The sequence below is a fragment of the Sinomicrobium weinanense genome, from assembly GCF_018863395.1.
Taxonomy (GTDB): Bacteria; Bacteroidota; Bacteroidia; order Flavobacteriales; family Flavobacteriaceae; genus Sinomicrobium; species Sinomicrobium weinanense.
Genome location: NZ_JAHKRR010000010.1, coordinates 139854 through 156554, shown reverse-complemented (window position 1 = coordinate 156554; position 16701 = coordinate 139854). Strand labels below are relative to the sequence as shown.

General features: G+C 45.0%; 8 protein-coding genes. 6 read left to right on the top strand and 2 right to left on the bottom strand.

The genetic code is table 11. From position 1 onward, the window contains the following. The first annotated feature begins 586 nt into the window (after positions 1-586). The 6 genes from KN811_RS19425 to KN811_RS19400 all read left to right on the top strand — a co-directional run bounded on the left by KN811_RS19425 (position 587) and on the right by KN811_RS19400 (position 11399). Positions 587-1516, top strand: a complete 930-nt coding sequence (locus tag KN811_RS19425) for a hydroxypyruvate isomerase family protein (protein ID WP_187967124.1) — start codon at positions 587-589, stop codon at positions 1514-1516. A 619-nt stretch (positions 1517-2135) separates the two neighbouring features. Further along, positions 2136-5252, top strand: coding sequence for a SusC/RagA family TonB-linked outer membrane protein (locus tag KN811_RS19420; protein WP_187967123.1), 3117 nt, complete (start codon positions 2136-2138; stop codon positions 5250-5252). Between the two features lie 10 nt (positions 5253-5262). After that, positions 5263-6771, top strand: a complete 1509-nt coding sequence (locus KN811_RS19415) for a RagB/SusD family nutrient uptake outer membrane protein (protein ID WP_187967122.1) — start codon at positions 5263-5265, stop codon at positions 6769-6771. Positions 6772-6871: 100 nt separating this feature from the next. Beyond that, entirely contained in the window at positions 6872-8863 is a 1992-nt protein-coding gene (locus KN811_RS19410; protein WP_187967121.1) for a glycoside hydrolase family 97 protein, read from the top strand. Positions 8864-9010: 147 nt separating this feature from the next. Next, positions 9011-10147, top strand: a complete 1137-nt coding sequence (locus tag KN811_RS19405; protein WP_187967120.1) for a glycoside hydrolase family 88/105 protein — start codon at positions 9011-9013, stop codon at positions 10145-10147. 67 nt (positions 10148-10214) lie between these two features. Further along, positions 10215-11399, top strand: coding sequence for a PQQ-dependent sugar dehydrogenase (locus KN811_RS19400; protein ID WP_216334962.1), 1185 nt, complete (start codon positions 10215-10217; stop codon positions 11397-11399). Between the two features lie 64 nt (positions 11400-11463). On the opposite strand, the gene KN811_RS19395 is transcribed toward KN811_RS19400, so the two are convergent. After that, positions 11464-14463 (bottom strand): endopygalactorunase, encoded by a 3000-nt coding sequence (locus KN811_RS19395; RefSeq protein ID WP_187967119.1) that lies wholly within the window; start codon positions 14461-14463, stop codon positions 11464-11466. A gap of 19 nt (positions 14464-14482) precedes the next feature. Then, positions 14483-16090, bottom strand: coding sequence for a glycoside hydrolase family 28 protein (locus tag KN811_RS19390; protein ID WP_187967118.1), 1608 nt, complete (start codon positions 16088-16090; stop codon positions 14483-14485). Between the last annotated feature and the right edge of the window lie 611 nt (positions 16091-16701).

Sequence of the window (16701 nt, the reverse complement as noted above, 5' to 3'; positions counted from 1 at the left end):
TTGATGCCTGAATTCCAAATCGTCTGTCAGGATGTCAAAAGTCACCTTTGAAACATGGTCCACAAAAAATTTCACATCGTATAGGGTTTCTTTTTTCTCACCCGGCACCTGTTCTAAAACTTCTTGCACAAAAGCTTCGTTATCGGTAATGATCCTTCCGTATTTATAATTGGGGATCCATTTTGGGGTTAATTCGTTCCCTTCCCGATCATAAAACCTAAAAGATTGGTAATCAATATTTATAAATTTTGCACCTCTCTATGTTTCTATATTTGAGGTATGAAAGACAAAAACAAGAATATTACACCGTTAGAGGTTTTTCTTGTGGTAATGATCATTGTCCTGGGACTATTGATCATACATCTAAGTTATTAGAAAATTGTACTAACCAAAATACCGGATTTAAAGATTTGGAACATAGGATAAAACTGGCTACGAAAAGTTAGTGCCTGTCTGACGTTATAAGATCAAAAAATGTAGATGAGATCTTTGGGAGGCAGGGAGATCAAAAAAAAGAATAAGCATGGTTTTTTATCCTTTTGCAATTCCGGGTAAACCTAAAAAATTAGTGTAAAACAAGTATAAAATGGAAAGAAGAAAATTTATTAGAAATATAGGGCTAAGTGGTGCTTTGACAGGGTTTGGAGGTGTGGTATCAGTCAAGGGGTCCTCATTGTTTCGCAATCAGAACGATTCAATAAAAGGGACAACTTTTAATCTTAATTACGCTCCTCACTTCGGGATGTTTAAAAATCATGCGAAAGACCTTGAAGATCAGTTGCAGTTTATGTATGATCAGGGGTTTAGGTCGTTAGAGGATAATGGATTGATGAAAAGGCCAAAGGAAGACCAAAAGCGAATAGCACATAAAATGACTAAGTTAGGGATGGCCATGGGGGTATTTGTAATTGACGGCGGCGGGAATTGGAAAACGTCCCTTACTACAGGAAAAAAGGAATTCCGGGAAGCATTTGTAAATGAATGCAAAAAGGCAGTTGAAGTGGCCAGATTGGTTAATGCTAAATGGATGACCGTAGTCCCTGGTTTTTTTGAAAGGAAATTATCAATGGGGATTCAGACTGCCAATGTCATAGAAGCATTGCGAAGGGGCGCAGAAGTCTTGGAACCGCATGGTTTAACAATGGTGTTGGAACCTTTGAGTGATACTCCCGAACTTTTTCTCAGGCATGCCGACCAGACCTATATGATCTGCAAGGCTGTCAACAGCCCATCATGTAAAATATTATATGACATCTATCATATGCAAAAAAATGAAGGTCATTTGATTTCGAATATGGAAGCCTGCTGGAGTGAAATTGCCTATATACAAATCGGTGATAATCCGGGAAGAAAAGAGCCGGGCACAGGAGAAATCAATTATGAGAACATATTCAAATATATTCATGAAAAAGGGTATAAAGGGATTTTGGGAATGGAACATGGGAATATGCATCCCGGCAAGGACGGAGAGCTTGCACTTATCGAAGCATATAGGCAGGCGGACCCGCTTTTATAGTAATAAAAATAGATATAGTTTTATTTGTTGGGAACGATTTCCCAATATATTGCCCATCGTTTGCATGACAACTGGGTGCTATGAAAAACTTGCGCGTAAGATGAAGGATATATGGTTAACGGAGCCTTTTACCTTATAACGCCAAGTGAAATATCGACTTCCGGATCTTTGCATACCCATTTTTGAACTTTTATATCTTTTTTGATGATTAATTTTATTGAGTCAGAGTTGAATAGTTAGTTAGATGAACTTATTCGGGAGGCCTGAATATTTAAGTTTGGCAGAGACCTCCCGGTAAGTCATTTTTCCAGATCATCTAATAACAGTGCTTTTTACATAAGATTAGAGACCTCCCGATTCCTACCAAAAACAGCCCTTTATAGTTTTAAGATACATTAGAACAACGAAAACAGAAGGTTGTAACTATAGACGAAGTCATTTTATTGATGGGTAAAAATAACAGTTTTTTAATAATATTTCTGCTTTGTTGCAATATGATAAAAAAGCTTACCATGTAGTTAGAAATAGTTGACAAACATGCTCCCGGCCTATTTAAATTGCATTGCTTTCTTCTTTACGCGAAGAATGAAATTTTTTTAACCAATTAAAACCATACATTATGAAAAAAAAAGTGTGCAATCCTTCGAGGATGATTCCCGAATGTCTTTTATGTGGGCTTATACTGCTGCTTTTTTCTTTTTCCACAGCCTCGGCCCAGGGGATCAGCGGTAAGGTTATCGGGGAAGATGGCCAGCCAATACCCGGGGTTAATGTGATTGTCGAAGGGACTACAACAGGTACGATTACTGATTTTGACGGTAACTATGAAATAAGCCCGGGGACAAGTGACCCAGTGCTTACATTTTCCTATATTGGCTATGAAACCAAACGGGTTCCAGTAGGAGAGCAGAAGATTATAAACATAACATTGGTCTCGGATGTTGAGGCGCTCAAGGAAGTAGTGGTTATAGGGTACGGAACACAGACCCGGACCAATATGACCTCAGCCATCTCTACAATTAATCCGGAAGAGGTTATGGCCAGGCAAACCCCAAGCACGATTTCCTTGCTTCAGGGACGTTCCCCGGGGCTCCAGATCGTGCAGAATTCGTCATTACCGGGAGCAGAAAGTAATCAGATACGTATCCGCGGTCAGGGGACGTTCAGTTCAGCCGGGAGTAATCCCCTGATATTGATTGACGGAGTGGAAGGGAGATTGGAGCTCCTGAACCCAAATATGATAGAGGACATTTCCGTTCTTAAGGATGCTGCCTCAGCCGCAGTTTATGGTTCAAGGGCCGCCAACGGTGTGATCCTGGTCACCACCAAAAAGGGGAAAGGAGGCCGGTTGAACGTTGAATATTCCTATAATTATTCCGTTCAAAAACCTTCCATTAAAATAAAGCGTATCAGTGACCCGGTAGAATACATGGAATTGGTAAACAAAGCCATTGATTATTCCGGACAACAACCTCAGTGGCGTTATACCGATGAAGAGATTAACATGTACCGAAATGGTGAGATCCCCACTGCAGACTGGACAGAATGGCTGATACGCGATTCGCCCATACATAAGCATTTTCTCAACTTTAGCGGGGGCAAAGAAGGAACGACCTTTAATGCCGGTCTGGGTATATTGGACGAAGAAGGGTTGTTACTTGCAACAGATTACAAGCGTTATGATGCACAGGTAAACTTTAAAACCAATCTTGGCGGACGTGTAACTTTCGGGAGCAATATTTCCCTGGCCAAGGATAAAAGGCACGATACCGCATTTCAGACCGGTAGCAGGCCTTCGCAACTGCTTACCTCCAACGGTTCCGAAGACCAAATGCTGGCAGCTTATGCAGCCCCTCCTTTAAGTACCCCCGAATTGCCCGACGGCAGTGGAAGGTTCACCGGCCTTGTCCTGGAGAATAAAGGAGGGAACAAAAACCCTATTGCCATAGCCAAAGGTGGTGGCGGTAAGGAATGGGTCAGTACCTACCTGATGTTCAGCCCTTATATAAATGTGGAGATAATAGAAGGCCTGTCGGCGGAAATAAAAGGTGCCTTTCGTTTTGAAGAAGAAATGGGCAAGGCCTTTGTAGCAGTGGCAGAGACCTATGAATTTTTTGCTCCGCATAATTTCAGCGGTATAACAGCTTCCACCAATTCGCTGTTTCAGCGTAATACCCGGGAAAACCAATACACGTTGTTCGGGACAATAAATTATGAAAAGACCTTTAAAGAGGTTCATAACCTGACCGCCATGGTCGGGTACCAGCAGGAAAATTATCGCAATGACAGGTTGGAAGCATATCGAACCAATTTATCTTCCAAGGAATTATGGGAAATAGACGCCGGTCCTCCCGCAGTTCAAAACAATGGTGGTACCGCTTTTGAATGGGCATTGCAATCCTTTTTTGGAAGAGTCAATTACAATTACATGGACAAATATTTGTTTGAAGCCAGTTTTCGTAATGACGCTTCTTCCCGATTTCCCGAGGCAAACCGCTGGGCTTTCTTCCCTTCGGTATCTGTAGGGTGGCGTATGGCCGAAGAAGCCTTTTTTTCCAATGTGAACTGGGTGAGTGAATTGAAGCTGAGAGGTTCCTGGGGACAGCTCGGAAACCAGAACATAGGTAATTACCCTTATCAGAGTACATTATCTACAACAGAATACAATTTTGACGGTACCCTGGTGCAGGGGATAACACTACGGGACCTGATCAATTCCAATATCAAATGGGAAACCACTACCGTTACGGATATCGGGATAGACTTTTCCCTTTTTAATTCTGCATTGCACGGCTCGGTGGACTGGTATAAGAAGACCACAAAGGATATTTTAAGGGACCTGCAAGTGCCCTCTCATATCGGTGTGGGAGCCCCGGTCATCAATGATGGTATCCTGGAAAATACAGGATGGGAATTTACATTGGGATACAGGAACAGCATTGGAGATTTTAACTATAGTATCAATGCAAACCTGGAGACCTATAAAAACGAGTTGATAAAATTTGGCGCCAGGGAAATAAGCGGGGTCAATCTCCGGGAAGAAGGATTGCCATATAATCAGTACTACGTACTCATAAATGACGGGGTTTATCAAAATCAGGCAGAGATAGACAACGGACCTGTTCCGGACTATTCGGGAAGCACTCCTCCAAAACCCGGGGCATTGAAATACAGGGATATCAGCGGGCCGGATGGCGTGCCGGACGGCCGGATAGATTTGCAGTACGACCGTGTCCCGGTAGATGGTGTATTCCCCAAAATTAACTACGGGTTGAATTTTGATTTCAATTACAAATCTTTTGACCTGAGTGTTTTTGTACAAGGGGTACACGGAAGAAAGACCTATGTCAGGGAATGGGGGGTATCCCCGTTCCGGCAGGCTTCTGCACCTCCTGTATGGTGGAGAGGGGCCTGGGACGGTGAAGGAACGTCCAATACGATCCCTCATATCTATATAGACGGATGGTCCCCTAACAGTCCGAACTCGACTTTCTGGCTGGGGAACTCTTCTTACTGGAGGATTAAGAACCTGCAATTGGGATATACCCTTCCTGTAGATATGGCCGGTAAATTACTGATGAAAAATTTCCGGGTGTATGTATCTGCCGATAATTTGTACACACACACCAAGTTCTTCCAGGGATTGGACCCGGAGCGGGCCTCTTCCGGTTCATCAAGGGGAGCGATCTATCCGCAGGCAACGATATATTCATTTGGAGTTAGAGCAACTTTTTAAAATTCACGAGATGAAAGTAAATATAAAATTACTGATATATCCTGTTATTGCAACAGCCCTGTTTTCCGCATGCGATGACTTTCTGGATAAAGAACCTTTGTCACAGCCCAGTTCCGAGATCTTCTGGAAGACAGAGACCGATGTAAACGCCGCATTGGCCGCTACGTATTCCATATACCGTACCAATATAGCCGGGTCTGTAGCCGGATCCAATGGAGTTTCGATCAATATAGAATGTCTTTCAGACAATGCCATTTCCGAATCGGGTTTTTTCGGTATTCAGAATATTATGCATGGCGGGATCCATTCCGGTACCGGAGGTGCCGTTCAGGATTTCTGGCGATTGTGTTATGAAGGAATTGCCAACTGCAATTATTTTCTCGACAATATCGACCAGGCCAAAGATTTCCTGAGTGAAGAAAGCTATAACCAATATAAGGGAGAAGCCCTGTTCAACCGCTGTTATTTTTACAATGAATTGATACAATTATATGGAGATGTACCCTTGCTGTTGCACTCACAGAGTATTGACAGTATGGAGGTTTTTAAAAACAAACCCCGTGTTCCGAAACCTGAAGTAGTGGAACAATTGCTCAAGGATATTGACATAGCTATTTCAGGATTGCCCAATATTGCCTATACGGATGGTCATGCCGTAAAAGGAAGCGCTATCCTGTTAAAAGTACGCATTCTTATGAACAATGAACGATGGGCTGAAGCTGCTGAAGTAGCATGGAGCCTGATAGGTGATGCCGGTAACCCGTTTAGCCTGCACGATAATTATTCCGGTATTTTCTTTGATGAACAGGAAGATAACCCGGAGATCATGTTCTCCGTACAATACCAGTTGCCCAGTGACGGGCATCAACTGGATCAGTATATCGGCAGCAGGATGTCTTTTTACCCGACAACACAGTTAAGAGATGCCTATGAAATAAAAGACCCGGAGACCGGGGAGATGGACCCCCGTCTCGGTATGACCATTTTTCAGGAAGGAGATCCCTGGATAATGCATCCGTCAGGGAAATTTCCGGCATTTGAAAATGATGAAGGCCGTACCTCCGAAGGCAATGTAAACTTTACGGGAATGGCGTTTAAAAAATGGGTCAACCCGACCCTGATCCAGGCACGTGATAAAGTAAGTGACCAGGACATTGTAAAGATGCGCTATGCCGAATTGCTACTCTCCTATGCAGAAGCCATGTTCGAAAGCGGGCAGGGTACCGATCAGCGTGCTTTGGACGCTATCAATGCCGTGCGTCAGCGCCCGGGAGTTGAGATGCCTCCCCTGAGTGTCCTGACCAGGGAGAACATTCGAAATGAACGCAGGATAGAACTTGCATTTGAAGGGTTGAGGTTCAATGATCTGAAACGATGGCAGATAGCTCATGAGATCATTCCTGAAATCCCCGGAAACGGTGCGGATGTACAGCGCGTGTTTGATGGGTACTTGTGGCCGATTCCTCAATCCCAAATGGATATTATGGAAGGTATTTGGGAACAAAACCCCGGTTTCTGACAGCAGGTTTTTATCTGAAAAAGGCGATTCACTCAAATAAAATAATACGGCAGGACTCTCCGGAAAAATGGCTTGTCCTATCTTGTTAATCTCATCCGTAATGAACAAAAAGAGAATATTTGTAACTGTTTTTTTTCTGTACCCCGTTTTAATGCTGGCGGTATGCAATCTTTTATATGGAACAGAAATAACGGTACCCCCCGATCCCTTCCCTTTAAAGATCCCCGTTTTTAGTCCCGATGGAACTATTGAATTCCATGTGTTGTCCGACCAGGGACGATTGTCTTATTGGATCAGCATGCGGAATGATCCCGTTGTAGAAAAATCACCCCTCGGTATTACTTTGAACGGTACAGATCTCGGCAATGGTGTACTATTGGGGAAGGCCTTGACAGAGCAAGTGAACAGGACCTATCCGTGGCGGGGAAAACACGCCGTGGCAACAGACCTTTATACAGCAGTGCGGGTTCCGATTACCCATAATGCCAGTGGCACCGAGTATTTCCTTGAAGTGCGGGTTTATAATGATGGGGTGGCTTTCCGCTATGTAGTGCCGGGAGAAGGCATACGTAAGGTGTCCGGTGAAGGAACAGGGATTAAAATCCCTGCCGGGAGTACGGTCTGGTATCATGGTATTGTGGGGATGCATTATGAGGAAAAACATAAGGAAAAGGACATTTTACAAATAGAGGCAGGCGAGTGGGCGGGCCCTCCAATGACAGTAAAATTACCCGGAAAATCAGGATATATGGCCGTTACGGAATCGGGAGTTATAAAAAGTTCCGGTGATAACTTCCCGGGGATGGCGCTGGAAGCCGATGGCAAACGGGGTTTTCAAGTTCGTTTAGGGCATGAGCACCCCGAAAACTACCCTTATGTACTGCGATATGGAAAGGAAGACCACAAACGGTTGACAGCACCGCCGACCTTTACGGGAAGTATCGAAGGGCCCTGGAGGGTCATATTGATAGGCAGAGACCTGAATACACTATTCAATGCGGATATTGTCCATAATGTTGCCCCAAAACCCGACCCCGGGCTTTTTCCGAAAGGGTTCGATGAAGAATGGCTGGCCCCCGGACGGGCAGTTTGGGGCTACCTAACCGATGAACCCCGTACATTGGAAGGCATGAAAAACCTGTCCGGGCTGGCAGGAGAATTGGGATTTGAATACCATACGGTAGAAGGGCATTGGAGGCGGTGGTCCCTGCAGGAAGAAAAGGACTTTGTAGCGTATTCCAACAACTTAGGTGTTAAAGTGATCTATTGGGAGCATTCCAAAAACCTCAGGGACCCAAAAGCCCGTTCAGACTTTTTTAAACATCTGCATGAGGTAGGGGTCTCCGGGGCGAAGATCGATTTTCTGGACCACGAAGCCAAAGAGGTCATCGACCTCTATGCGGCCTGCCTGAAAGAAGCCGCACAATATAAATTAATACTTAACTTTCACGGTGCAAATAAACCTGCTGGGGAGGCGCGTACCTGGCCGAATGAAATGACCAGGGAAGGAGTTTTCGGAATGGAGTTTCGCGGACCCTGGGCAACACATAATACCACCATTCCGTTTACCCGGCTGCTGGCAGGCCATGTAGATTATACTCCTGTCGTCTTTGGCGAACGCAGGGCAGAAACTTCGGAAGCCCACCAGTTGGCCAGTGCAGCGATATTGCAGGCCCCTATGCTCAATTTTGCCGAACACCCGCAGAATTTACTGGCGCATAAAGCCGTGGAATATATCAGACAAATCCCTACAACATGGGATGAGACCATTGTACTCCCTGGTAGTGAGATCGGAAAGCTAGCCGCTTTTGCGCGTCGCAAGGGAGACCGATGGTTCATTGCCGTTATGAATGGGGAAAAGGGAAACACCATAAAAATGGACCTTTCTTTCCTGAAAAATGAAAAAGATTATGACATGATGATGATACGGGATAAAAAACCGGAGGAGGCCAGGGTGGTACTGGTCAGAAACAGGCAGCTGTTCGGAGGGGGAAAAGGGGTTGCGATTGACAGGGCAAAGGTAAACCGCAGGGAGTCCTTATGGATAGACCTGATTCCGGGAGGTGGTTTTGTCGCTGTTATTTCCGAATAGGACATCATGAAATTTTATTTGCCGATCACATATTTTAATCATAAGGAATAAATAAAATAAAACCGACACCTTTAAACATACGGGATAATAATTATTTTGAACATCAAAGGTCCCGTCTTACCGGGAAAAAACAATAAAAATAAGCAGATGAAATCAAAAAGTAATAAGAATCTATGGGCAATAACCGCTATTTCCGGGATGCTTTTGGCGAGTTGTGGAACACCCGATAAATATTTCCAGGATTTTCCCGAAGGGGCTGTTCCCGGGGAAGTGGGGAAGAAGGTAGCAGAACGTTTTATAGAAGTCCCTCATCAGAATTTCGGACGTCCCGGCATGCCCAAGCGCATTACCTATCCTGAAGTATGTACATGGTACGGAGCGCTTACCTACGCAGGGGAAAAGAGAGATAGGGATCTTACGGAACAGCTGGCGAAACGTTTTGAGCCTTTGTTCTCTTCAGAATCACATTTAGTACCCCTTCCGGATCATGTAGACCATACCGTATTCGGAGCGGTACCGCTTGAACTGTACATCCAGACCAGGGAAAATCGTTATCTGGCTATGGGACGGAATTTTGCAGACAAACAATGGGGGCCTCCGGAAGGCCCCAGGGTAAAACCCGAATCCCATAAATATTATGATAAGGGACTTACCTGGCAGACCCGAATGTGGATCGATGATATGTATATGATCACCGCTGTACAGTCACAGGCGTACAGGGCGACGGGAGATATAAAATACATGGAGCGTGCTGCCGGGGAAATGGTGGTATATCTCGATGCCCTGCAAAGACCCAACGGGTTATTCTATCACGCTCCGGATGTTCCTTTTTTCTGGGGGCGCGGCAATGGCTGGATGGCTGCGGGAATGAGCGAGCTACTTCGTTCGCTGCCCGAAGACAATCCCGATTATGACCGTATTATGAAAGGATATAGGACCATGATGGCGTCGTTGCTAAAATACCAGACCGAAAATGGGATGTGGAGACAATTGATCGATGACCCCGAATCCTGGCCCGAAACTTCCTCTACCGGGATGTTTACCTTTGCAATGATCACCGGGGTTAAGCAGGGATGGCTGGACGGGGACATTTATGGCCCGGCTGCACGTAAAGGGTGGATTGCCCTGACCGGTTATATCAACCCGAACGGAGATGTGAGTGAAGTCTGTCAAGGTACCAATAAAAAGAATGATCGCCAATATTATCTCGATCGTGAACGTATGGTAGGCGATATGCATGGCCAGGCCCCTGTATTGTGGTGTGCCACCGCTTTATTGCGTTGATGGGGAAAATACGGATTGGTCCCACTTTTAAAGATATTGTCCAAAAATCAAATAAATAAAATACAATATGAACCGAAACCATGTCTTGCAGGCTATTCTGGCATTAAGCATGTTTGCCGTTTCCTGTACGTTCAATAAAAATGGAGAATTACATAAAATAAAAGCCGTGGAAGGTACAAACCGGGTAGATATATCAGAGGCAAAAGCTGAGGTTTACCTGGGGTCCGTAAAACTTCCGGAACACTTTGAAATCGAGGTGTGGGCGGCAGATGTTCCCAATGCCCGGTCGCTGGCGCGGTCCGAAGACGGTATTGTCTTTGTTGGGAACAGGGGAAAGGGAAAGGTATATGCCATTATCGATGAAGATGCAGACGGAAAAGCGGATTACCGCTATACCCTGGCCGAAGGCTTAAGGCAACCCAACGGAGTGGCTTATAAGGATGGTGATCTCTATGTAGCGGAAATAAGCAGGATATTGAGATTTCCTGATATTAAGAACAGACTGGCCGATCCTCACTATGAAGTGGTTTTCGACGGTTATCCCGAAGAAGGGCATCATGGACATAAGTTCATTGCGTTTGGCCCGGACGGGTATCTCTATGTACCCGTGGGGGCCCCATGCAATATCTGTGACCCCGAGGAAGAGATCTTTGCAGCGATCAACAGGATAGACGTAAATGCAAAAGAAATAAAACCCGAAGTAGTGGCCCACGGGATAAGGAATACTGTAGGCTTTGACTGGCATCCGGACACGAAAAGGCTTTGGTTCACAGATAATAACCGGGACATGATGGGAGACGATATCCCGAGCTGCGAGTTGAATGAACTGACCGAAACAGGTCAGCATTTTGGTTATCCCTACTGGCATGCCGGAGATGTAAAGGACCCCGAATTTGGCGATAAAGACAGGGAAGCATCGGCTTATAGAAAACCGGCGGTTAATCTTGGAGCCCATGTCGCTCCTCTGGGGATGCGGTTTTACAATGGGGATATGTTTCCTGATATTTATAAGAAATCAATTTTTATCGCTGAACATGGCAGTTGGAACCGGACCAGAAAGGTCGGTTATAAAGTTTCCCTGGTGGAACCCGAAAAGAATAACAGCTTATCCGTATTTGCCGAAGGATGGCTGGACCAGGAAAGCCAGCAAATATGGGGCAGACCGGTGGATGTGCAGGAATTGCCCGACGGCAGTCTCCTGGTATCTGACGATTTTGCCGACTGTATTTACAGGATTACCTATGAAGATTAAGGGACTTGAAAATCATCCCTTTTGTGTATGGGTTTGCCAAAATATCACCGGCAAATGCCAAAATTTATTCCTGGTCCGGAATGGATATTGTCGTATCATTACCACCGGTGTAATGTGCCTGTGGTAATTTTACGGGTGAATTTCCCCAGGTATCTTCATAATATAAAATGTTTTCTAAGGTTATACCGGAGGAATTCCGTGATTGGATCACATGTCTGTTGTTTTTGGCCCGGACCATCTTCACATCCGATATCCGGGCATCTGCAACATCGTCCAGGAATAGGGCAAACCTGCCATCCTGCTTTTCGTAATTAAAACTGCTCTTTTTTATGGTAAGCCTTTCCGTGTGTCTGGCCCAGAGGCCGTAGGATGGCTGTATCCCGAGGTTGGAAATATTGTATTGCCCCACACCCAGTTCGGGCGGGATGTTTTTGATATCCGAAACCGGATTTCCTCCTTTTACGAGGAGGTGGATATCCGTGAATTCTATATTTTTGATATGGCCGGTATGTTTGCCGTCAGGCAGCTTAAAATCCAACCCTCCTTCAACAGTATCCGGGTCGGGGAGTTTATATCCTGCAACTATGGGGGTTGCCTTGTACTGTGACCCGTTATATGCCGGCCATCTGTCATTCCTGTTCCTGAATGAACTTCCACCATACACTTCACGAATGTCCACACCCCGCAGCACGATGTTCTCCACTTGTCCTATATTTACATTGGTGGCAAGTAATTCGTCATGCTGAATTCCGTTTTCATTAAACCTGTACCTGCCTACACGGGCCCCCAGTACACGTGCCCTGTTGGAGATGGATATGAAAAACGGTGCCCTGGTCCTGTACATTTTCGAGCGGGAATGTACCGTTCCGGTATGTCCGCAATTGAGATGTACGTCCTTAACATGCCCGCCATCGTTGGAGGAAATGGAAAATCCGGCTTTATTGGCCCCGAGTACATAAATATTATCCACATGGACATCTTTTATATCATCTGCGGTTTCCGAGCCTATCTGGAAAAGGTTACAATTGGTGTCCCCGATAATATTTCGCACCATAAATTGCGAAGAGGGTCTCGTAAAACCCAGAGAACAGTCAGAACCCAGCTTTACGATATCATCGGAACTTACCCTGGAGTAGATATTTTTGACCGTTACCCTGTTACATCCCATAAAATCATATATATCACGGGCATTTGCCCCGTTATTCTTGGCAAAATAGGTATTGTGTACATATATATTGTCTGTTCCCGTAGCCAGCAAAGCGAAATGCCCTGCCTGATCTATGTGTAACATGTTGTCTGTTCGGAACGATTTGGCGCCGTCTTTTCCGATATAATAAGGTTCATCTTTTTCTGCGTCATACCAGAGGTCTTCCGTTCGGTAAAGTCCGCCTATTTCCAGATTAGTACACAGCTTAAAGGTGAACATCTTATCGGCACGGTTGTCCGGGGACCTGTCCATGACCTTATCACTGGTCACCAGGTTGCCGTTTCCCGTAATTCTGCCTGTTCCAATAATCTTTACGTTGTCGAGCCTTTCTCCGAAAAACATGGTATTCCGGAAAAAGGTATGCCCTACATCCTGTTTGGTAAGCCAGTTTTCCGGGTTGATATACGGGCCTGTGTCAGTGGGGGACAGGCCCGAACGGTATTGTTTATCACTAAACCAGGTGTTTTCCGGGGCATCAGCACCTTTTATTGCTTTTATCGTTGCTCCTTTGTCCAGATAGAGCCATACATTGCTCTTCAGATGAACGGTACGTACATGGTAGGTTCCTTCACTGAACAAAAGTGTGCCTCCACCGATCCTGTTGAGATATGTAACGGCCTTGTTAATGGTTTCGGTATCATCCCGATCCCCGTTGCCCGAAGCCCCGAATTGCTTGATGTCCATTTTTCCGGAATAGAAGTAGACCGTGTTGGAAGATCCCCTGTTTTCTCCATTTTCAACGAATAATCTGAAGGCGTACAGTTTATTGGGTTTCAAGCCGGATACGGCAAAAGCGGAGTGTTGAACATCGGGCTTTATTTGGAACGGTGCCCAGGTTTTCCCTGTATCTACGGATTGCATGAGGGTGGTCCGGTCATGGCTGTTGCCAGGAGTCCATGTCAGGTTTACCGAAGTATATGCTTCCGGGGATTCCCGGTAAGGAGTGTTTTTGTTCAATACTTTCCGCAAGTCGGAAATGGTCTTAACGGCTTTGAGCTGTGTTATTTCCGGGCCGGTTCCGGGACTGGAAAGGATTTCAGGCAGGGAAGTAGTATAAGTTGCCCTGAATACATAACTCCCTGTTTTAGGTAAACTTACGTCCCTGATCACAATTTTGAGGTCCGTACCGTTGGATGGCCGGAGGTCCAGGTTCTCAATACTAAGGACAGATCCTTTGCTTTTCTCTTCCGTAATAGTGGCTTTCCCTACTTTTAAATAGGGGTAATCTGCTCCTACACGGCCGATGGATTGGCGTTCGAGGTCCCTTAATTTTATATCTCCCCGGCCAATTACATTAACAGTGGTATTGTCCATGCCGATCTTTATCCCCTCCGGAAAATATATTTTGACCGTCGCATTGGGACTTCTTTGCCCGACGCTGTAAAGCAGGGTCAAGTCTCTTGTAGTATTTACGGTTATTTCGTTTTGCTCAAGGCGCAACCTGCCACTGAGAGCTCTTTTTTCGACAGCGATATAATATGTTTTATCCGGGCCGGGTTTTCCTTCCGGGGTAACGACAAGCCGATCGCCTGTGGCAATATTTCCCCGGACCCTTGGCAGGCCATCCCCGCTAAGTACCTTATATTTCTGGAGAGAGCCGTCTTTAGACCGTATCTGCCTAAAGAGTTGTTCTGCTTCCATACCTGTTGATACCAGGCCTTTATCTTCAGGGGTATCTACAGTGAACGAATAGGTACTTCCACTGATAACTACAATGGTATCCTTTGTGATCCGGGCAATGTGGGTGGAATTGTCGGAAACATCTATTTCAGTGCCTGTTGTTGTTTGTGCGGTTACCCCCGGAGTGAAACAGGAAATTAAAATAGCAAAGACAACCGATAGCTTCCATTTGTTCATATCCTTTCCTGATTTGCGATTAGTTTATCGATACGGCCTTCGGATCTGCCCCGGAGGAGATTTTAACCATGTTTTCAATTCCCGGTGCTTTATTTGCCGAGAGGCGGATATTGCCGCTGTTTTTCCCTTCTATGCGTATAAAGGCATCGGCGCTGCCTTTGGTTTCTATTCTACGGATTAAGGCACCTTTTACCTCTTCCAGCCGAAGGATTTCCGGTGCTCCGGAAGTTTCCGGAATTTTCCAGTCGGTGAGCAGAATGTCTTTTCCGTCTTCGCAAACAAAGGCAGGGCGAAGATCATTGGAACCGAGAATAAATCGTATTTTATTCAGATTTAAACCTTTTACATGCCTGGCCCATATACCGTATGCGGGAACTCTTGGGCCAAATGTTTTTATCTCGGGATACTGATCAATGGCTTCGGGAACTATTTGTCTTGCATGTTCCTCTGTTCCTCCTCCCGCAAGGTCGATCTCAATATTTTCGAGGGTAAGATCGGTGATATCGTGGCCCGGGACCCCCGTAATAAGTATTCCGGATGGTGGGGTCAATTGGGCTTCTGCCGCCGCCTGTGCCGTGACATTGCGAATAACAACATTTTCCATGGTACCGGTCTGTTGCCGGGTATCTTCATTTTTACGGAACACACTGAGGCGTGATCCTAAGCGGAAAAGCATGGGAGTCCTTACGTTTACCATGGTAATGTCGGAGATTTCCACGTTTCGCAAATGGGCTCCGTCAACAGTGAGCAGTTTTATACCTCCGTTCCGGGTATCGTAAATATGGCAATCGGATATTTTGATGTTTTCAAAGGGAGCCATGGATTCCGTACCCATTTTAATCCCTGCCTGCCTGCTCTTTAGCCGCATACCCTTAACCACTACATTACGACATGCCATTTTGCTGGAAGTGGTCTTGAAAACGAGCGCATCATCACCGCTGTCTATGTCACAGTTCTTTATAAATACATCCTGGCAACCGTCTATGCCGATACCATCGTTGTGAGCTACTCCGTGACTGATTATGGTAACGTTCTCTATCCTGATGTTCTCGGATTGAAAATAATGCGATGTCCATGCCCCTGCATATTTCAGGGTGACATCTTTAACCTTTACACCGGCACACCGGACAATCCTGAGGAGGAAAGGACGACGGCCCCAGCGTTCGGATTCGGGGCGCTTGTCTGTTTTTATGTGTTCTTCCTTGAGTTTGCTTCCCTGTCCATTAATAATCCCTTCGCCTTCTATTCCTATGTTTTTTGCATCTGCAGCGACGAGCAGGGCAGAGCCTACATTGATCCCTAAGCCCTCCGTGAAAGGGTCGATATTTTTATAGTTCGCTATATGAGGGCTTCCCAGTAAAACCCCTCCTTTTTTCAAGTGAAAGGTAACGTTGTCCTTTAGTTCCAGGGTTCCCGATAAAAAAACACCTTCCGGGAGAACTACTACACCGCCACCTTGTTCATGGCAGTCGTCAATGGCCTTCTGAATGGAATCTGTATTGAGTTTTTCGCCATCTCCCACAGCCCCGTATGCAGTAATATCAAAAACAGCCTTGTCCGGTTGAGGTTGTGCATAACTAACAAAGGCGGAAAGAATAAAATAAAAGTAATACAGAGCTTTTTTCATAATCTAAATATTTGTGTTCAGACAATTGTTATGATCTACGGCTTTGTATTTTTATCCTGAGGAATTTATGAAATTTTCAGGAAATTAAGATACATCCGTCAAAACTGAAAATTAAAATTATTTGTGTCAAAGGCGTTGTGTGTATTTAACCATTGAATAAACGATTTTGGCAATTGAAGAAAATCATTCTGGGCATTGCCTTATTTGGTTTAAGGAATGACCCTGACAGAGAGGAAGCCATAGGTCCGAATCCGGTATGAATCTATATAGCCGGACAAAATCTGATTTTAAATGGGTTGTCTTGCTTTTTATTTTATGTATTCCTTATCGATGAGCAGTTAAATTACCCCTGAAATCCCTGATCAAAAGGTTAATCGGTGTCGCTTTTTCCGTAATTCAGACCTGATATTGCCTATTGATCGGGATAAAAAGAAGTAAACATAATCATAAAAAGTGTTAAATATTTGGTAATGTATTTAAATGACCAAGTCATTTATATTTATATATTTATCCGGACTAAGGTATTTTGTTTTGACCGGTAGCATTAGAATTATAGTATTTTTCTTTATTCTGATCCCTTTACTGTTAGAGGCACAGGGATTGCTTTTCAA